General features: G+C 69.7%; 18 protein-coding genes. 5 read left to right on the top strand and 13 right to left on the bottom strand.

Annotation, left to right across the window (positions count from 1 at the left end; genetic code table 11):
* Positions 1-84: 84 nt before the first annotated feature.
* The 4 genes from O3Q52_RS29635 to O3Q52_RS29620 form a co-directional block, all read right to left on the bottom strand.
* Positions 85-1,476 carry a hypothetical protein gene (locus O3Q52_RS29635; RefSeq protein WP_269651760.1) on the bottom strand — a complete coding sequence of 464 codons (1,392 nt, stop codon included), beginning with the start codon at positions 1,474-1,476 and terminating at the stop codon, positions 85-87.
* Positions 1,473-2,141 (bottom strand): SigE family RNA polymerase sigma factor, encoded by a 669-nt coding sequence (locus tag O3Q52_RS29630; RefSeq protein WP_200397357.1) that lies wholly within the window; start codon positions 2,139-2,141, stop codon positions 1,473-1,475. Before O3Q52_RS29630 ends, O3Q52_RS29635 begins: the two co-directional genes overlap by 4 nt.
* A gap of 407 nt (positions 2,142-2,548) precedes the next feature.
* On the bottom strand, positions 2,549-3,643 hold the full coding sequence (locus tag O3Q52_RS29625) for an aspartate-semialdehyde dehydrogenase (RefSeq protein WP_269651759.1): 1,095 nt from the start codon (positions 3,641-3,643) through the stop codon (positions 2,549-2,551).
* The gene (locus O3Q52_RS29620; RefSeq protein ID WP_189843253.1) at positions 3,643-4,917 is read right to left on the bottom strand and encodes an aspartate kinase; all 1,275 of its coding nucleotides are present in this window, start codon (positions 4,915-4,917) and stop codon (positions 3,643-3,645) included. The genes O3Q52_RS29625 and O3Q52_RS29620 overlap by 1 nt, the downstream gene beginning before the upstream one ends.
* A gap of 485 nt (positions 4,918-5,402) precedes the next feature.
* On the opposite strand from O3Q52_RS29620, the gene O3Q52_RS29615 reads away from it, so the two are divergent.
* The gene (locus O3Q52_RS29615) at positions 5,403-6,137 is read left to right on the top strand and encodes a response regulator transcription factor (protein ID WP_269651758.1); all 735 of its coding nucleotides are present in this window, start codon (positions 5,403-5,405) and stop codon (positions 6,135-6,137) included.
* The gene (locus tag O3Q52_RS29610) at positions 6,134-7,513 is read left to right on the top strand and encodes a HAMP domain-containing sensor histidine kinase (RefSeq protein ID WP_269651757.1); all 1,380 of its coding nucleotides are present in this window, start codon (positions 6,134-6,136) and stop codon (positions 7,511-7,513) included. Before O3Q52_RS29615 ends, O3Q52_RS29610 begins: the two co-directional genes overlap by 4 nt.
* On the opposite strand, the gene O3Q52_RS29605 is transcribed toward O3Q52_RS29610, so the two are convergent.
* Entirely contained in the window at positions 7,476-8,000 is a 525-nt protein-coding gene (locus O3Q52_RS29605; protein WP_269651756.1) for an SgcJ/EcaC family oxidoreductase, read from the bottom strand. The two genes, O3Q52_RS29610 and O3Q52_RS29605, sit on opposite strands and share 38 nt — an antisense overlap.
* A 151-nt stretch (positions 8,001-8,151) precedes the next feature.
* Between O3Q52_RS29605 and O3Q52_RS29600 the strand changes: the two genes are divergently transcribed.
* Complete coding sequence (locus O3Q52_RS29600; RefSeq protein ID WP_269651755.1) at positions 8,152-8,883, top strand: sulfite exporter TauE/SafE family protein; 732 nt, start codon at positions 8,152-8,154, stop codon at positions 8,881-8,883.
* 14 nt (positions 8,884-8,897) lie between these two features.
* Here the strand turns inward: O3Q52_RS29600 and O3Q52_RS29595 are convergent, their stop codons facing one another.
* The 4 genes from O3Q52_RS29595 to O3Q52_RS29580 form a co-directional block, all read right to left on the bottom strand.
* A complete protein-coding gene (locus O3Q52_RS29595; protein WP_269651754.1) occupies positions 8,898-9,476 on the bottom strand; it encodes a Uma2 family endonuclease in 579 nt (192 codons plus the stop codon).
* A gap of 109 nt (positions 9,477-9,585) precedes the next feature.
* Entirely contained in the window at positions 9,586-10,632 is a 1,047-nt protein-coding gene (locus tag O3Q52_RS29590) for a hypothetical protein (protein ID WP_332112952.1), read from the bottom strand.
* A 294-nt stretch (positions 10,633-10,926) separates the two neighbouring features.
* A complete protein-coding gene (locus tag O3Q52_RS29585; RefSeq protein WP_269651752.1) occupies positions 10,927-11,115 on the bottom strand; it encodes a DUF397 domain-containing protein in 189 nt (62 codons plus the stop codon).
* Positions 11,112-11,999, bottom strand: coding sequence for a helix-turn-helix transcriptional regulator (locus tag O3Q52_RS29580; RefSeq protein ID WP_269651751.1), 888 nt, complete (start codon positions 11,997-11,999; stop codon positions 11,112-11,114). Before O3Q52_RS29580 ends, O3Q52_RS29585 begins: the two co-directional genes overlap by 4 nt.
* A gap of 3 nt (positions 12,000-12,002) precedes the next feature.
* Here O3Q52_RS29580 and O3Q52_RS29575 point away from each other — a divergent pair, with 3 nt between their 5' ends.
* A complete protein-coding gene (locus O3Q52_RS29575) occupies positions 12,003-12,419 on the top strand; it encodes a hypothetical protein (RefSeq protein WP_269651750.1) in 417 nt (138 codons plus the stop codon).
* 44 nt (positions 12,420-12,463) lie between these two features.
* Here the strand turns inward: O3Q52_RS29575 and O3Q52_RS29570 are convergent, their stop codons facing one another.
* The 3 genes from O3Q52_RS29570 to O3Q52_RS29560 form a co-directional block, all read right to left on the bottom strand.
* On the bottom strand, positions 12,464-13,123 hold the full coding sequence (locus O3Q52_RS29570; protein ID WP_269651749.1) for a DUF5063 domain-containing protein: 660 nt from the start codon (positions 13,121-13,123) through the stop codon (positions 12,464-12,466).
* Between the two features lie 112 nt (positions 13,124-13,235).
* Positions 13,236-13,835, bottom strand: coding sequence for a recombination mediator RecR (gene recR, locus O3Q52_RS29565; RefSeq protein WP_055613476.1), 600 nt, complete (start codon positions 13,833-13,835; stop codon positions 13,236-13,238).
* 145 nt (positions 13,836-13,980) lie between these two features.
* On the bottom strand, positions 13,981-14,322 hold the full coding sequence (locus tag O3Q52_RS29560; protein WP_269651748.1) for a YbaB/EbfC family nucleoid-associated protein: 342 nt from the start codon (positions 14,320-14,322) through the stop codon (positions 13,981-13,983).
* Between the two features lie 340 nt (positions 14,323-14,662).
* Here O3Q52_RS29560 and O3Q52_RS29555 point away from each other — a divergent pair, with 340 nt between their 5' ends.
* A complete protein-coding gene (locus O3Q52_RS29555; protein WP_269651761.1) occupies positions 14,663-15,526 on the top strand; it encodes an SLATT domain-containing protein in 864 nt (287 codons plus the stop codon).
* A 163-nt stretch (positions 15,527-15,689) separates the two neighbouring features.
* Here O3Q52_RS29555 and O3Q52_RS29550 read toward each other — a convergent pair whose 3' ends face one another.
* On the bottom strand, positions 15,690-16,802 hold the full coding sequence (locus tag O3Q52_RS29550; protein WP_269651746.1) for a M20/M25/M40 family metallo-hydrolase: 1,113 nt from the start codon (positions 16,800-16,802) through the stop codon (positions 15,690-15,692).
* Positions 16,803-17,078: the final 276 nt, after the last annotated feature.

The raw sequence follows: 17,078 nt of genomic DNA, 5'->3' as shown, positions 1-17,078 counted from the left end.
CCCGCACCCAGCGAACGACCCCAAGACCGCAACGGACCTCGGCCGCCCCGGCCCAACCGGACCGCACCGGACCTCGGCCGGACCTCAGGACCCGGCCAGCACCCCGGTCCGATAGACCGTCCCGGCGCACGCGTTGGACACGGTCGTGGACACCGTCGGGCCGCCGCCCTCCGCCGAGTAGGAGACGAGGACGCTTCCGTCGGCGGCTCCGTCCTCCTTCATGAGCTGCGAGCTCACACCGCTGGTGCCCTCGGAGGTCGTCCCGCCGCTGTCGCCGGTGGTGCCGGTCGGCGTCGGGTCGGGCGTGGGCTCCCCGCCGCCGGTGCTGCCACCGGTGGTCGGACAGGTGCTCGACGGCACCCAGGCGAACTCGACCTCGTAGGCCGAGCCCGGCTGGAGCACCAGCGCGGCGGCGTACGTGGACTGGTCGGGCAGTCCGGCCGCCGCGTCACCCGTCGCGTGCAGGGCCGTGCCGATCGCGGACTGGCTCGCCGCGCCCTGGGCGGCCAGGGCGACCGAGCCGTCGCCGGAGACCGTACAGCTGGCGGCGGAGACGTTGGTGACCCGGAAGGTGCCGTAGACCGCGCCGTTGGCGTCCGGTGAGCCGGCGGTCCCGGAGGCGCTGCCGAGCTGCAGGGACGTACAGGCGGGCACGTTCGCCGCGGAGGCCGACGGCTGGGTGCCGGCGGTGCTGCCGCTGTCCCCCTTGCCCTTGCCGGGCTTGTCCGTCTTGTCGCCCTTGTCCTTGTCGTTGTCCTTGCCCGAGGAGCCGCCGGAGCCGCCCCCCGTGCCGGCCTGCTTGCCCTCGTTCGAGCCGCCCTGGGTCTGCGAGCTGTTGCCCGCGATGGACGGGTCGGCGTTGGGGCCGGTGGAGTTCGAGACATGGATGAGGGCCGGGACGGCCGTGCCGATGAAGAGTGCGGCGGCCGCCATGCCGACGACGGCCTGGCGCTTGCGCGCCCGCCTGGCCGGTACCGCGCGCCGCAGATGGTCCAGCGTGCCGTCGGTCGGCTCGATCTCCTCGACGGCCTGGTGCAGGAGCCGCCGCAGGGCCAGTTCGTCGGACCCGAGCGCCCCCAGAGTGAGGCCGTCGGCGCCGAATCCGCCCGAGTCCCCCGACCCCGGGCCCGCGGCATCCGTGTCCGAGTGGACCGAATGCGTCGAGTGGACCGAAGGGGTCGACTGGGCCGAACGGGTCGACTGGGCCGAACGGGTCGAGTGGACCGAAGGGTCCGACTGGCCCGAAGGGTCCGACTGGCCCGGCGCGCCCGAAGGGCTCGACGAGCGCGGCGAAGCACCGGACGGGCGGTCCGCCGAGCGGCCGTCCGTGTCCGAGACACCCGATTCTTCCGGGCCCGAATTCGCCGAGGGGCCGTGATTCACAATTCCGTTCCCAGCGTGCTGGTCGTGCTCGTTGTCGTCGCTGTGACCGCGACCGTACTCATCATGGCGTGCCCGCTCGTCCTTCGCGCTCATGCCGGCGCCTCCATGGCGACACGGAGCGCCGCGATGCCGCGCGAGCCGTACGCCTTCACCGAACCCAGCGAGATGCCGAGCGTCTCGGCGACCTGCGCCTCGGTCATGTCCGCGAAGTACCGAAGGACGAGGACCTCGCGCTGGCGCCTCTGGAGCCCCTTCATCGCCTTGATCAGGGCGTCGCGCTCCAGCAGGTCGTACGCGCCCTCCTCCGCGCTCGCCATGTCGGGCATCGGCTTGGAGAGGAGCTTCAGACCGAGGATGCGCCGGCGCAGGGCCGAGCGCGAGAGGTTGACGACGGTCTGCCGCAGATAGGCGAGCGTCTTCTCCTGGTCACGCACGCGCTTGCGCGCCGAGTGCACCCGGATGAAGGCCTCCTGGACGACGTCCTCGCAGGAGGCGGTGTCGTCGAGGAGGAGCGCCGCGAGACCGAGGAGCGATCTGTAGTGGGCGCGATAGGTCTCGGTGAGATGGTCGACGGTGGTGCCGGCCGCCAGGGCTTCGTCAGCGCCCTCGCGCTGGTTCGGTATGCGGGTCGGCCGCGCTGCGGGCATGGGGGCGATCACCGGCATGCCGCCGCCGGACGCGCCGGACATGCGGGGTCGGCGGGGCGGGCGCAGGGTCGTGCCCCGCGCCGCCGCAGTGAATTCGAGTACCTCAGCCACGCCAGTTGGACACGCGTCCCCCCGTTGGGGTTGTACGCGACAGGCATCGCTTTTGCGTCAGGCTGCACGCCAGACAGTGCGTCAAATGCCCTCATACGTAAAAGCTCATCCCCTATGCCCCATATGAACGTGGCGTCCGGACGCCCCCTGAAGGGCGACCGCAAAGACGCTCCCCGCCCTCCGCGCGGTTGCGGAGAACGGGGAGGAAAATCTTCGAACGCCAGAAGCCTCGGTCGTCGGAAGCCTCGATTCAAGTGGTCCGGACCATTTCCCGACCATGAAAGTCACACAGATCCTACAAACGATTCAACTTTCGACCAGAAAATTTCCGGCCGGAGCCGTCCGCAGCGCTGCGACATGGCAAAGAGGCACGTGCGACGGCACAGGCAGCGGCAGCCGCGCCCGGCTCACGCTCCACCCAGCTCGGCCGCCACCAGCTCCGCGATCTGGGCCGTGTTCAGCGCGGCCCCCTTGCGCAGATTGTCCCCGCACACGAAGAGCTCCAGCGCGGTCGGATCGTCGAGCGCGCGCCGTACCCGTCCCACCCACGTGGGATCCGTGCCCACCACGTCGACGGGCGTCGGGAACTCCCCCGCCGCCGGATTGTCGAAGAGCACGACGCCGGGTGCCGTGGCGATGATCTCCCGCGCCCGGTCCACCGTCACCTCGCCCTGGAAGCGGGCGTGGACGGTCAGCGAGTGCGTGGTGACGACCGGCACCCGTACGCAGGTGACGGCGACGGGCAGGTTCGGCAGTCCGAGGATCTTGCGGGACTCGTCCCGCACCTTCATCTCCTCCGAGGACCAGCCGTCCTCGCGCACGGTCCCGGCCCACGGCACGACGTTGAGCGCCACCGGCTCCGGGAAGGGGCCCGTGTTGTCCCCCACCGCCCTGCGTACGTCACCGGGGGTCGTCCCCAGCTCCGTACCGGCGACGAGCGACAGCTGCTGGCGCAGGGTGTCGACACCGCGGCGCCCGGCCCCGCTCACCGCCTGGTACGAGGAGACCACCAGCTCGCGCAGGCCGAACTCGGCGTGCAGCGCGCCCAGGGCGACGATCATGGACAGGGTCGTGCAGTTGGGGTTCGCGATGATGCCGCGCGGCCGCACCCGGGCGGCGTGCGGATTGACCTCGGGCACCACCAGCGGCACCTCGGGATCCATCCGGAAGGCGCCGGAGTTGTCGACGACGATCGCGCCCTTGGACGCTGCCAGCGGCGCCCAGCGCTCGGCGACCTCGTCGGGTACGTCGAACATGGCGACGTCGACCCCGTCGAAGGCCTCCTCCGTCAGGGCCACCACCTCGACCTCCTCGCCGCGCACGGCCAGCTTGCGGCCGGCCGAGCGCGGGGAGGCGATCAGGCGGATCTCGCCCCAGATGTCCGCGTGCTGGGACAGGATCTGGAGCATGACAGTGCCGACGGCCCCGGTCGCTCCCACGACCGCGAGCGTCGGCCCTACGGACCCGGGTCGCACGGTCCCGGGTCCCACAGTCCTGGCCATCAGCGGCCGGTGCCTCCGTAGACGACGGCCTCGTCGCTGTCGGAGTCGAGCCCGAAGGCGCTGTGCACGGCGCGCACGGCCTCGTTGACGTCGTCCTGGCGGGTCACCACCGAGATGCGGATCTCGGAGGTCGAGATCAGCTCGATGTTGACGCCCGCGTCGGACAGCGCCTGGAAGAACGAGGCGGTGACGCCCGGGTTGGTCTTCATCCCGGCGCCGACCAGGGAGATCTTGCCGATCTGGTCGTCGTAGCGCAGCGAGTCGAAGCCGATCGCGCCCTTCGCCTTCTCCAGGGCCTCGATGGCCTTGTGGCCCTCGGTCTTGGGGAGGGTGAAGGAGATGTCGGTGAGGCCCGTGGAGGCCGCCGACACGTTCTGCACGATCATGTCGATGTTGATCTGGGCGTCCGCGATGGCGCGGAAGATCACCGCGGCCTCGCCCGGCTTGTCCGGGACGCCGACGACCGTGATCTTGGCTTCGGAGATGTCGTGCGCGACTCCGGAGATGATGGCGTGCTCCACCTGCGCGTCCCCTTGCGGATTCTCGTTGCTGACCCAGGTGCCCGGCAGTCCGGAGAAGGACGAGCGGACGTGGATCGGGATGTTGTAACGGCGTGCGTACTCGACGCAGCGGTGCAGCAGCACCTTGGAGCCGGAGGCGGCGAGCTCCAGCATGTCCTCGGAGGAGATCCAGTCGATCTTCCGGGCCTTCTTCACCACGCGCGGGTCGGCGGTGAACACACCGTCGACGTCCGTGTAGATCTCGCAGACCTCGGCGTCGAGGGCGGCGGCGAGCGCGACGGCGGTCGTGTCGGACCCGCCTCGCCCCAGCGTGGTGATGTCCTTCTTGTCCTGGCTCACGCCCTGGAACCCGGCGACGATGGCGATGTTGCCCTCGTCCAGCGCGGTCCTGATGCGGCCGGGCGTGACATCGATGATGCGCGCTTTGTTGTGGACGGAGTCGGTGATCACGCCTGCCTGGCTGCCGGTGAAGCTCTGGGCCTCGTGGCCCAGGTTCTTGATCGCCATGGCCAGCAGGGCCATGGAGATCCGCTCTCCTGCGGTCAGCAGCATGTCGAACTCACGCCCGGCAGGGATCGGGGATACCTGCTCGGCGAGATCGATCAGCTCATCCGTCGTGTCACCCATCGCCGACACCACGACAACGACCTGATGGCCGTTCTTCTTGGCGTCGACGATCCGCTTGGCGACACGCTTGATGCCCTCGGCATCGGCTACGGAGGAGCCTCCGTACTTCTGCACGACAAGGCCCACGTGCGCTCCTCGCTCAGTCCGTCTCGTACCGCACGACTGCGGTCGGCTCAGTCTAACGAGCGGCCGAATTCCACCCCGGCGATATCGCATCGTGAGATGTCCCGCTCACGAGTTGATCACCCGGGTCCGTCCGGCTTTCGGTCGTCCGATCGGTCGGCTTCCGTCCACCGGCCCTCCGGCCGCTCCAGGACCGCATCTGCCCTGCCCGGACGCACCTCACTCGGAAAGTGCGCCGCGTCACACTCACGAGCCGTCACGTTAAATTTCAAGCAGGGCCTGTCTGACAATTCCCGTCGTCGCCCAGAGGGCGGCCGCGCGGCGTCAGGTGCGTGCTCTCGGCGCGCCGGGCGTAGATCCTCGTACTGGACGTACTTGGGTCTGCGCCCGGTGCGGCGAGAGTGCGTGCATGGCGTCGCGAGGCTGGGGGCACCTCCCGGCCGGAGGCTGGGGGAGGGAATTGTCAGACAGGCCCTAGGGTTCCGCTTGTGCGCGTACTCCTGGTGGAAGACGACGAGCCGGTAGCCCAGTCGCTCCGGCGCGGGCTGCTGCGTTACGGCTTCGAGGTGGCCTGGGTCGCCACGGGCGGTGACGCCCTGGCCCACGAGGACCCGTACGACGTCGTGCTGCTCGATCTCGGGCTGCCCGACACCGACGGTCTGGACGTCTGCAAGGCGCTGCGCGGGCGCGGTGACGTGCCGATCATCGTGATCAGCGCGCGCAGCGACGAGACGGACCGGGTGGTCGGCCTGGAGCTCGGCGCCGACGACTACGTCACCAAGCCGTTCGGGGTACGCGAGGTCATCGCGCGGATAAGGGCGGTGATGCGGCGCGCCCAGCCGCGTACGGCGGCCGAGGCCGTGGCGGCGGGACCCGACCGGTACGGGTCGCGGCTGACCATCGACCGCAAGGCGGCCCGCGTCCGGCTGGACGGCGAGGAGGTCGCCCTCGCGCCCAAGGAGTACGACCTGCTGGCCTTCCTCACCGAGGAGCCGGGCGCGCTGATGTCGCGCGAACAGATCATGGAAGCGGTCTGGGACGCGAACTGGTTCGGGCCGACCAAGACGCTGGACGTGCATGTGGCGGCGCTGCGGCGGAAGCTCGCGGGCGCGATCACGATCGAGGCGGTCCGCGGGGTCGGCTTCCGCCTGGAGATCGGCAAGGACGGCGACCGGGGCGACGCCGGCGCACTGGGCGGCAACAAGGGTGACGCCTCCTCATGATCCGGCAGCTGATCGTCAGTTACGTACTTCTGGTGGCGGTCGCACTGGCCGCCTTCACCGTGCCGGTGGCCTTCACGCTGACCGCGCAACTGCGCGGGGACACCGAGGAGTCGGTGGAACGCGAGGCCACCACCATGGCGCTGCTGCTGGGCGAGGGTGACGCGTCCTCGCGGCAGGCGCTCGCGCGGATGGCCGGGGCCTACTCCAAGGACACCCCCGGCACCGTCCAGGTGACCGACTCCGGCGGCGCGGCGGTGGCCTCGCTCCCCCTCCCCGCGGACGACAAGGCGATCACGCGGGCCCTCAAGGATCATGAGCCGACGGTCGACTGGGGATCGTCCTGGGTCTGGGGGCGGCACCTCGTGGTGACCGTGCCGGCCGAGTCCGCGGACGACAAGGACCGGATCGTCGGCGCGGTACGCATCAAGTACGCGACCTCCGACCTCAGCAGCCGGCTGTGGAGCATCTGGGGCTTCCGGGCCATACTCGCGGTCAGCGTGCTGGCCGTGGCCGCCTTCATCGGCGCCTTCGTGGCCCGCCGCCTCACCCGCCCGCTCCGCCAGCTCAACGACATGGCGACCCGGTTCAGCAACGGCGACCTCACGGCACGCTCACCCGTGACGGGCCCGCACGAGACCCAGCAGCTGGCCCGCACGCTCAACTCGGCCGGCGAACGCCTCGACAGCCTGGTCGCCGCCCAGCGGATCTTCGTCGCCGACGCCTCCCACCAGTTGCGTACGCCGCTGACGGCACTGCGTCTCTCCCTGGACAACATCGCGGACGGTACCGACGACGAGTTCGTACGGGAGGACGTGGAGCAGGCCACCTCCGAGGTGGTCCGGATGAGCCGCCTGGTGAACGGTCTGCTGGTGCTCGCGCGCGCGGAGGCGAAGGTGTCCGCGGCCGAACCGCTGTCGCTGGTCGACGTGATCGAGGAGCGCTTCGCGGTGTGGAGACCGGCCGCCGACGAGCGCGGAGTCACCGTCGCTCTGGGGGGAGTTGCCGGCGGCCGGCCGCTTGTGCTGGCCAGTCCCGGTCATCTGGACCAGGTGCTGGACAACGTTCTGTCGAATGCTCTGGAGGTCTCGCCGGACGGCGGGACGATCACCGTGGAGGTGTCGTCCCACCCCGACGAGGTCGTGATGTCGGTGCTGGACCAGGGGCCCGGCATGTCCGACGCGGAGAAGTCCCGCGCCTTCGACCGCTTCTGGCGCGGCCAGGGCCTGACGGGCCGGGCCGGCTCGGGGCTCGGCCTGGCCATCGTCAAGCAGCTGGTCACGGACGACGCCGGTGCGGTGGCGCTGCGGGACGCCCCTGGTGGGGGGCTGTGCGTCCGGTTCAGCCTGCGGCGGGCAGCACCGAGGAGTGGTGGTTGACGATCAGCCACTTGCCACCGCGCTTCTCGTACTCGTACGTGTAGCGGGCCTCGACGTTCTTCTTCTCACCGGTCTTGGGGTCGGTCAGGTTGAAGACGTACAGCCCCGCGTCGATCGCCGAGTTGCTGTCCAGGACGTTGATCACGGACTTGATCTTCGTGCCCTTGGGCTTGTTCAGCAGGAAGTGGTCGAAGTAGTCGACGATCTCGGCGTGGTTCGTACGGATCTTGGGCGAGGCGGTGGGCAGGAGTACGGCGTCCGAGGCGTAGCGGGCGGCGACCTTCTTCGAGTCCCCGGTCTGCAGGGCCTTGTTCCAGCCGTCGAACAGCGCGGCGATCTGCTTCTTGGTCGGCTTCGCTGCCGCCTGGCTCGCTGCGGGCTTCGACTGCTGCTCCGGCGCGGCCTGGCTGACGCCGACGGTGACGGCTCCGGCCGCCACGAGGGCGACGGTGACGATCGCGGCGCGGGTCCGTATGTGACGCTTCATCACAACTCCTGTGTGGTGGGGTGGACTTGCTCCCCTGGGGGAGTGATCCAACCCTCGCTTCACACCGGTTAGGCCCCGTGCAGCACAGGTGCAGCGCACGGACAACGTTCGTACAAAACAGCAAAGCCCCAGGTCCCGGGGAGGGCTGACCATGGCAGGTGGCTGGGAGGGCGGCTTGTTGCTGAGCGGCATCGTGCTGCTCGGTTCCTGTGTGCAGTGGCTCACCGGCATGGGCTTCGCGCTCGTCGCCGTGCCCGCGCTGGTGCTGCTGCTCGGCCCGGCACAGGGCGTCGTCCTCGCCAACTGCGTCTCGGGCGCCATCTGCGTGGTCGGCCTCGCGGGCGGCCTGCGCGAGGTCCGGCTGCGCGCGATGGTGCCGCTGTGCGTGGCGGCGGCCTGCACGGTCCCGCTGGGCACCTGGCTGGCCCGCCGGCTCCCCGAACCCGTCCTGCTCGCCTTCATGGGCGCCCTGGTGACGGTCGCCATCCTCTTGGTGATGCGGGGCGCCCGGCTACCGGCCCTACGCGGAAGCGGCGGCGCGGTGGCCGCGGGCGCGGTCGGCGGCTTCATGAACTCGGCCGCGGGCGTCGGCGGCCCCCCGATATCCCTGTACGCCCTCAACGCGGGCTGGACAGTACGGGAGTTCGTGCCCAACGCGCTGTTCTACGGGGCGGTGGTCAACGCAATCTCGGTGGCCTCGAACGGGGTACCGCGGCTCGGGGCGCCGGTGTGGGGGCTGGTCGTGACGGCGATGATGGTGGGTGCCCTGGCCGGGCGTGCACTGGCCCGGCGCACGCCCGAGAACCGGGCCCGGATGCTCGTGCTCGCACTGGCGCTCGTCGGCGGGATCACGACTCTGGGGAAAGGACTGTGGGGGCTTTAGGTCATTCGGCTCCGTCAGTCCACGAACTCCTTGAGCTGTTCGGTCTCCAGGGTGAAGCCGACAGGAGCCGGGATCTTGACAGATGCCCCGAAGGACTCCTTCACCTGACGGCGGTAGCGGCCGTCCTCCGGATCGGTGAAGACGGTGACCGAGCAGTCGTCACGGTCGATGAGGAGGTATACCGGAATGCCTGCGGCCGCGTAGCCGTCGGGCTTCTCCACGCGGTCACGCTGGTGAGTATCGGAGTCGTACGACGTGACCTCCACGGCCAGCAGAGCGGCCTCGGCCTCCGACCACTCACCCTGCCCCTTGAGACCACCCACCGGGACGAGCACTCCATCCGCGCGGGCCCGCCCCTTGCGATACCGCTCCGTCTTGAGACCGCTCTCCGCATGCAGCCAAAGGTCGGGGCGATGCTGCATGCAGAGCCGTTGCAGCCACGCGATGATCTCGCGGTGGTTGCCGTCCGCCATGGGCTTGACCACGACCTTCCCGTTGATGAACTCCAGCCACACGCTCTCGGGCGCATGACGCTCCAGCTCCTCGAACTCCTCGACGGACATCTGGGGCCGGTCTGCGGTCATGGGGGTCATGGCGTCGCCTCCTTGACTCCATGGTGCCCCGACCGGCACGTCCTGCACGCTCATACGCCGCCGTCCCCTCTCGATGGCCTGCAGATCGGTCCGTGCCCACTCTCGGCCGTCACGGCTTCCACCGCCTCGGCGGGAGGCCGTTCGCGATGCGGTCGCGGTTGTCCCGGTAGTGGTAGTGGACGCGGTCCTCCATCGACACCGAGCGGAAGGTATCGGGTACGGGCCCGCCCGTACGGCGCTCGAACTTCTCCTTGAGGAGACGAGCGGACGTGGTTCCCAGGTAGGCGATCTCCTCGAAGCCTTTCTTTACGTCCTCCTGTGTCATCCCCAGCTCCGCCTCCTCCGCGAGGCAGTCCTCGCACACACCCCGGACGATCTTCGCCGTCCGCTCGTCGGCGTCGCAGGTGGCGCACGCCATGATCACGCGGGTCACCTTGGCGCGGAGCGGACGACCGGGTCCGGTCTCGGCGGTGTCGTTCTTCTGCGGGGGCATCTTGGTCTCCAATCGGGTGCGGACGAATCCGCCCGGGTTCGTGACGGCCGGCGGCAGCCCGTCGGTCAGCGCGCGGATCATGTCGGCCGGAGTGGCGCCTCGTGACAGCCACTCGGCGGCGAAGGGTTCGAGCATTCGGCACTCGGCTTCGGACAGGGGCAAACGGGGGTCTGCGGCGCGGAGCCCGGCGAGTGCGCGGTAGGCGGCGCTGGGCGCGGGAGCGGAGCCGGGCTGTTCGGCTCGTTCTGCCTGCTCGGGCTTCTCGGCTTCCGAGACCGACTGCGAGGCCGGAGCGGCAGTCTCGGCACGGGCCAGGCCCGGTTGGTGGTTCTGCGTTACGTCCCTGCCGTGGCGCTCTCGCGCGAACTCCGTCCACCACTCCACGGACCTGGGCGTACGCGACCAGTACGTCCGCGTCACCCATCGCATCGAGTTGTCCTCGACGGTGATGTGTTCCTTGATCCAGCGCAGGTGGCCGGCCTCGGTGAGGCTCCTGAGGGACGTACGGCTCGCCTGCTGGCCGTATCGGGGGTGCTCGGCCGCGATCACCTTGTGGCCCATGGCGTGGCCGTCGTCGAGGTGGTCGATGAAGACGGCGAACTCGGCGTCCCGGGGGCACAGGTGCGCGAAGTCCGCGTCCGCGTGCGGGGGTTCGTCACCCACAGCGCGTTTTCCGTAACCCGTTTTGGCCATGGGGTGGGTGGGACGCGGCAGGGCGGGGCTAGGCTGGGCGTAAGCCACGATCGACTCGCATTCGATCCGTAGGTCTAGGCCCCGGAGCCGGTGTTGGCGCACCGACCGGGGCCGATCTATTTGCCGCGAACCTAGAGCGACTTCACGGATCGTCACCCTTACGAGTTACGCGCGCTCAACTCACGCTCAGACTTGGTTGGTTGGGTAGCTCCCGCCATCAAAACCAGAACCCAGAACCCATGGGAAGAGCTCGGGTCCCGGGGCTCAAGCCCCGGGCTGAACTGCGGAGATGAAGGCGGACCAGGCGGGGGGTCGTACCTTCAACTCAGGGCTGTCGGCGGCGAGTTTGGTGTCACGTATGTGGGTGGTGGTGGGGGTGAGGGCGACTTCGACGCACGCGCCACCTTCAGAGTCGCTGTAGCTGGACTTGGACCACTTCAACTCGTCGTTCATAGCTCATCCACCATCCCCTCAATGAAGCGGGCCGACTCGTCAGGGCCGAGGGCCAGCATGCGGATCATGCTAAGCCGCTCAGTATGCGCACTGACCACTTCCGGGTCAGAGGTCAACTGACTCGTCGACGGCGCCTCCGTATAAGCGAAGCGCTCGTGATCCCGGTTCTCCAGGAGCACCATCGGGCCCAGGAGGGCGACAGCCACCGCCCTGCGGTAGGGCAGCACCTGGATCGCGACGTTGCGCAGCTTGGCCATCTCCAAGAGGTGCAGCAGCTGCTCCTTGTCGACGTACGGGCCGCGCAATGCCGCCTCGTACAGCGCATAGCTGCAAGCAGCCAACGGCTTGCGTGTGTGGAGGCCCTGGCGCTCCAGCCTCGCCAGGACTCGCTCTTCGACGGTGTCCTCATCGAGGGGCGGGGTATGGTCGCCGATCAGTGACCTTGCATAGGTCTCGGTCTGCAAGAGACCCGGGATCAGGGCGACTTCGTACCACCAGAGGTTGATCGCCTCACGCTCGTACTCCATGTAGTCCTGCGCCCTCGCCGGAAACTTCTCCCGCTTCAGGTAGTCCTTGGCCGCGCTCAGCAACCCCTCCGCATGACACAACTCATCCGCCGCGTCCAGGACGCGCGGCGTCGGCATGCGTACGCCCTGTTCCATGGACTTGATGGTGTCCGGCGAGTAGTTGGCGGCGGCGGCCAGCTCCTCGCGGGTCACGTTCGCCTTCGTGCGCCAGCGTTTCAACTGGTTGCCGCTGTAGCGCCAGTTGAGCGGCGACGGCGTGGAGGAGTTGTACTGGACTGACACTGCGGCCACCTCCGACCGATACACCCCGGCGTGTATCTCCTCGGTCACTACCGAGCGTAGCGGGACGGCCGTCATCGTGTGACCATGACGAACGCAATCCCCCACCACCGCCCCGAGTGGGTCCCCCTCGCCGGTCACCAACTCCGCCTGTCCGGCATCCACTTCGACACGATCCGGGTCCAGGGCGTACGCGGGGAGCAGATCGCCTCGGACCTCGTCGAGGCGACGGACGGCGACGCGGGGCCCGTCGTCTGCGAGGCGGTCGGGTTCAGGTGGATGTACTTCCTGCTCGCACCGGGGGCCGCGAGGGCACACACGTGGCCGTTGGGTGTGCAGCGGTTCGGCGGGGCCGGGTGCCGCACGGTCACGTACATCGGGATTCCGGCGCTGGACGGCAACACGTGGCCGTTGCAGTGGTACAGCGAGCCGACGCCCACCACGCCGTACGTGGACCCGGACCGGCTGCACGCGACGCTCGGCCTCCGCTGCGCGTGAGTGCGCTGTGCGAAGGCCGCGGCGACTCGCCCGTACGGCCGGGGCTACTTGACCTCGCGCAGCCCCAGCGGACCCGCGATCTCCTCCGCCATCACCTTGCCGGCCGCCTCCGCGAGGGCTTCCTCGCTGAGGTCCTGGTCGGTGTCGAGGCCGTCCAGTTCCTCCAGGGGCTGGTTCAGGCGGACGTGGGCGACGAGGGACTGCAAAGCCCTCAGCGTTGCCGAAGCCGTCGAGCCCCAGTTGGAGAAGTACGAGAACTGCCACCACCACATGGCCTCGGTGGTGCGGCCCGCACGGTAGTGGGCCATGCCGTGACGGAGGTCCGTCATGACGTCGGCCAGGTCGTCCGAGATACGGGCCGGGACGGGGGGCTTGCGGGGCTCGTACGGGTCGAAGACCTCGGAGTAGACGTCGACCGGGTCGAGCATCTCCGCGAGGCGCTCGCGGAGGTCGTCGACGTCCGGCTCGGGGCCGAGGTCCGGCTCGTAGCGCTCGTCGGGGACGATGTCCTCGTGCGCGCCCAGGCGGCCGCCGGCCAGCAGGAGCTGGGAGACCTCCAGGAGGAGGAAGGGGACCGCCGAGTCCGGCTCGTCACCCTTGGCGACCTCTGTGACCGCTACGAGGAAGCTCTCGACCTGGTCGGCGATCTGGACCGCGAAGTCATCGGGGTCCTGAGCGGTCGCATGCAGCGTGGCGTCAGACATCTAGAAGCCGGCCTTCCTCAAGAACATCGACAGGGACGTCGAGAAGGCGTCGAGAAGAGCTTCGTCTCGCGCGTCTCGTGCATCTCGTGCGTCTCGTACATCAACTACTCGGTCAGACATCCAGCAGCCGCCTTCCCTCGAAGGCGCGCCCCAGAGTGACCTCGTCGGCGTACTCGAGGTCACCGCCCACCGGCAGCCCGCTGGCGAGGCGGGTGACCCTGAGGCCCATGGGCTTGATCATGCGGGCGAGGTACGTGGCCGTGGCCTCGCCCTCCAGGTTCGGGTCCGTGGCCAGGATGAGCTCCGTGACCGTGCCGTCCGCCAGGCGCGCGAGCAGTTCCCTTATGCGCAGGTCGTCGGGGCCCACGCCCTCGATCGGGCTGATCGCGCCACCCAGGACGTGGTACTTGCCCCGGAACTCACGCGTCCGCTCGATCGCGACGACGTCCTTGGGCTCCTCGACCACACAGATGACCGTGAGGTCGCGGCGCGGGTCGCGGCAGATGTTGCACAGCTCCTCCTGCGCCACGTTCCCGCAGGTGGCGCAGAAGCGGACCTTCGCCTTGACCTCCATCAGGCACTGAGCGAGACGGCGTACGTCCGTCGGCTCGGCCTGGAGGATGTGGAAGGCGATCCGCTGCGCGCTCTTGGGACCGACGCCGGGGAGCCGCCCCAGTTCGTCGATGAGGTCCTGGACCACGCCTTCGTACACGGATTGCCTTCCTGTCCCTGCTCGTTGCGCTGCTCGTCCTACGGCTCGTTCGCCGCTCGCTCGGTACGTACCGTAGTCGTGCTCGCCCTCTTGGTACGTACGGTAGTTGGCGGTCGGCCGTCTTAGAAGGGACCGCCGGGTTGACTTAGAACGGCAGGCCGGGGATGCCGCCGCCACCCAGGCCCTGGGCCAGCGGGCCGAGCTTCTGCTGCTGGAGGGTCTGGGCGTTCTCGTTCGCCGCCTGGACCGCCGCGACGATCAGGTCCGCGAGCGTCTCGGTGTCCTCGGGGTCCACGGCCTTGGGGTCGATGACCAGGCCACGCAGCTCGCCGGAACCGGTCACCGTCGCCTTCACCAGGCCGCCGCCCGCCTGTCCTTCGACCTCCGTCCGCGCCAGCTCCTCCTGCGCGGTCGCGAGGTCCTGCTGCATCTTCTGGGCCTGCTGGAGCAGCTGCTGCATATTGGGCTGGCCACCACCGGGAATCACGATCAGCTCCTGGTTTCGTACGGCTTGGGTACGGCATCCCGGACGGCCGCGAGTACGACCGTCCGTACCGCTTCTGTACGGCTGTCCGGCGGGGGTTTCCCGCCTTGGCACGAGCCTACGTGGTCTGCCGAGCCGTCGCTCCAGCACTCTTTCGAGTGAGATGACGGATTGGCCTGTACCTGATCAACGCCCACGTCCGAGCGGAAAACCCCCGAAACCAGGTCCATCGCCACCCATTGGGAGGTAGTAAGAGTGCGGCGCAGCAGCATCTCGTGAACCTTGCGCCACGTTACCGTCACGCAACGTCACGAGTAGGGAGCGTCGGGTGAGCCAGCCGGACATGCAGCCCGAGGGGTCGGCCCAGGACGGAGACGGTCGGGGTGATGGTGCGCGGGCCGGTGGTCCGAGGCCGGGCGGATTCGGGCCCGGCGGGTCCGGCGGGTCCGGCGGGCCCGGCGGGCCCGGCGGGCCCAGGCGGAACGGTCCCGGACGCGGGGTTCCCGGCCGGGGCGCACTCGGGCCCGGCGGGCCGAGGCCCAGCGATCTCATGGGGCGCACGTTCCCTCTCGGGGACTGGGGGGAGCCGGCCGAGCGGCTCCACGAGCTGTACCGGTGGGTGGAGGCGGGGGCGCTGACCACGGCGTCCTGGTATCTCGCCGAGCGGGTGTGGAAGCGGCGGGGGGCGCGGGCGTTGCGGGCTGGGGCCGCGGTGGGGGCTCTTGCCGGGGCCGCGTTGCCTCTGCTCGATGTCACGGGGGTGGTGGGCGGGGGTGCCGTCTGGGGATACCTGGGGATGCTCGTCGGGGCCGCCTGTGTGGCGGGGGACCGTTTCTTCGGGGTGACGGCCGGGTGGATAAGGGATGTGGCCACGGCTCAGGCCGTGCAGCGGCGGTTGCAGGTACTTCAGTTCGACTGGGCGTCCGAGTGTGTGCGGGAGGTTCTCGGGCCCACCGAGGGGACCGCCGGGGAGGCTGCCGAGCGGTGTCTTGGTGTGCTTCGGCGGTTCTCGGAGGACGTGACTGAGCTTGTGCGGGTCGAGACCGCGGACTGGATGGTGGAGTTTCGGACGGGGGCCGGGCCGCTGGCCATCCAGGCGGGCGCGGACGGGGCTGCCCGCGTCGACTCCGCTCCGCCCGGACGTCCCCCGCTTCCCCCGGGCACCCGCCCGAACATGCCCCGGCAACGCCCGCCCGAGCCCCGGTAGGGCTTTTTTCGCCCCCGCCGCCCCTACCCATTCCCGTCACTTACCTGGGGCTCCGCCCCCAGACCCCCGCTCCTCAAACGCCGGAGGGGCTGAAATACCTCAGGGGCGCGGGGAACTGCGCGATCAGCCACAACGCACCCGCACCCCATACACGAGGAAAGCTCTATACCTGCGGCAACGGGAATGCCACAGGCCCCCGCAAGCCCGCCCGGTTCACCCCCCTCACCCCGAAGAAGACATTGTCCTTGGACAGGTCCACCTCGTGGGAGGTCACGTCGCCGACCGGGATGACGTGGGTCCACTCGGGGGCCGTGGTCTCGCGCCAGACGACCTCGTAGCCCACCAGGTCGGGCTCGGAGCCCCGGGTCCAGGTCAGCTCCGTGGAGTTCGTGAGCGCGGCCGTCAGGATCCTGGCGTTGCGCGGGGCAGCCGGGGCCTGGGCCAGGGTCCAGAGCGCGGCGGCGTTGACCCGGGCGACCCGGGCCGTGAAGGGGAAGTCGCAGAACTCCGGCAGGTCGCCGAATTGCTTTCCGCCTTCGACCCGCACGTCCTGGTGCTGGTGCGCGAAGTCCTCGGCAGGCTCGGTGAACCGGGCGGCCGCGTAGCCCTGTTCGAGGAAGGGGATGTGGTCGCCGCCCCGCCGGTACCGGTCCCGGCGGTAGACGACGCGTACGTGCATCCCCGTCGCCGAGTTGTCCCCGGCGTCACGGACGAAGCGCGCCAACTGCCGCGACGGGGAGTCGTTCTCGCCTCCCACCGAACGGCGAGTCGCCGCCTGTTCCGGGGTCTCCGACGTGGGCACGCCCTCGGCGAAGAGACGGATCGTGTACGGGTCCTTCGTCCCGTCGTCCGCCTTCGAGCTGCCCACGATGTCGTTCGTGAACATGGCCTGCACGTCCGTGCCGGCCGCCTTGAACCGGGACGCCATGTGCGCGGCCCCGTACAGCCCCTGCTCCTCCCCCGCGACCGCCGCGAACACGATCGTCGACGCCGGGCGGCGCTTCGCCATCACCCTCGCCAGTTCCATCGCCACGGCGACCCCGGACGCGTCGTCGTCGGCGCCCGGGGCGTCCGAGGTGGCGTCCATGACGTCCGTGACGCGGGAGTCGTAGTGCCCGGACACGACGTACACCCGCTCCGGTGTGACCGAGCCCCGCAGCGTCGCCACCACGTTGGTGATGCGGGTCGCGGTCGGGATGCGGGACGCGGGTTCCTGGACGTACGACTGGAGTTCGGCCGTCATCCGGCCGCCGGAACCGGCGGCGTACGAGCGCATCTCCGCGAGGATCCAGTCGCGGGCCGCGCCGATGCCGCGGTCCGGGTCGTCCTGGGTGGAGAGGGTGTGCCGGGTGCCGAAGGAGACGAGTCTGCGGACCGTCGCCTCGATGCGGTCCGGGTCGATCTCCCTTAGCAGGGCACGCAGTTCACGGGAGGGGGCCTGCGCGGTGGCCGGCGGACGCCGGCCCGGCGACCATCAGCTTCGGGTCGGCGGGCAGCGGCAGTTCCACGATGTCGGACCAGCGGCCGAACCGGATCAGCGCATGGACCCGCA

Origin of the sequence: Streptomyces sp. ActVer (assembly GCF_027270795.1) — a bacterium.
In the GTDB taxonomy this organism is placed as follows: Bacteria; Actinomycetota; Actinomycetes; order Streptomycetales; family Streptomycetaceae; genus Streptomyces; species Streptomyces umbrinus_A.
This window is presented reverse-complemented; position numbering and strand designations above follow the sequence as displayed.

Coding starts and splice junctions, on each gene's coding strand:
- O3Q52_RS29600 (WP_269651755.1), top strand. CDS start 8,152: ATGGCAGGTGGCTGGGAGGGCGGCTTGTTGCTGAGCGGCATCGTGCTG.
- O3Q52_RS29550 (WP_269651746.1), bottom strand. CDS start 16,802: ATGCGCTCGTACGCCGCCGGTTCCGGCGGCCGGATGACGGCCGAACTC.
- O3Q52_RS29555 (WP_269651761.1), top strand. CDS start 14,663: ATGCAGCCCGAGGGGTCGGCCCAGGACGGAGACGGTCGGGGTGATGGT.
- O3Q52_RS29635 (WP_269651760.1), bottom strand. CDS start 1,476: ATGAGCGCGAAGGACGAGCGGGCACGCCATGATGAGTACGGTCGCGGT.
- O3Q52_RS29570 (WP_269651749.1), bottom strand. CDS start 13,123: ATGTCTGACGCCACGCTGCATGCGACCGCTCAGGACCCCGATGACTTC.
- O3Q52_RS29580 (WP_269651751.1), bottom strand. CDS start 11,999: ATGACGGCCGTCCCGCTACGCTCGGTAGTGACCGAGGAGATACACGCC.
- O3Q52_RS29625 (WP_269651759.1), bottom strand. CDS start 3,643: ATGGCCAGGACTGTGGGACCCGGGACCGTGCGACCCGGGTCCGTAGGG.
- O3Q52_RS29605 (WP_269651756.1), bottom strand. CDS start 8,000: ATGAAGCGTCACATACGGACCCGCGCCGCGATCGTCACCGTCGCCCTC.
- O3Q52_RS29610 (WP_269651757.1), top strand. CDS start 6,134: ATGATCCGGCAGCTGATCGTCAGTTACGTACTTCTGGTGGCGGTCGCA.
- O3Q52_RS29595 (WP_269651754.1), bottom strand. CDS start 9,476: ATGACCCCCATGACCGCAGACCGGCCCCAGATGTCCGTCGAGGAGTTC.
- O3Q52_RS29585 (WP_269651752.1), bottom strand. CDS start 11,115: ATGAACGACGAGTTGAAGTGGTCCAAGTCCAGCTACAGCGACTCTGAA.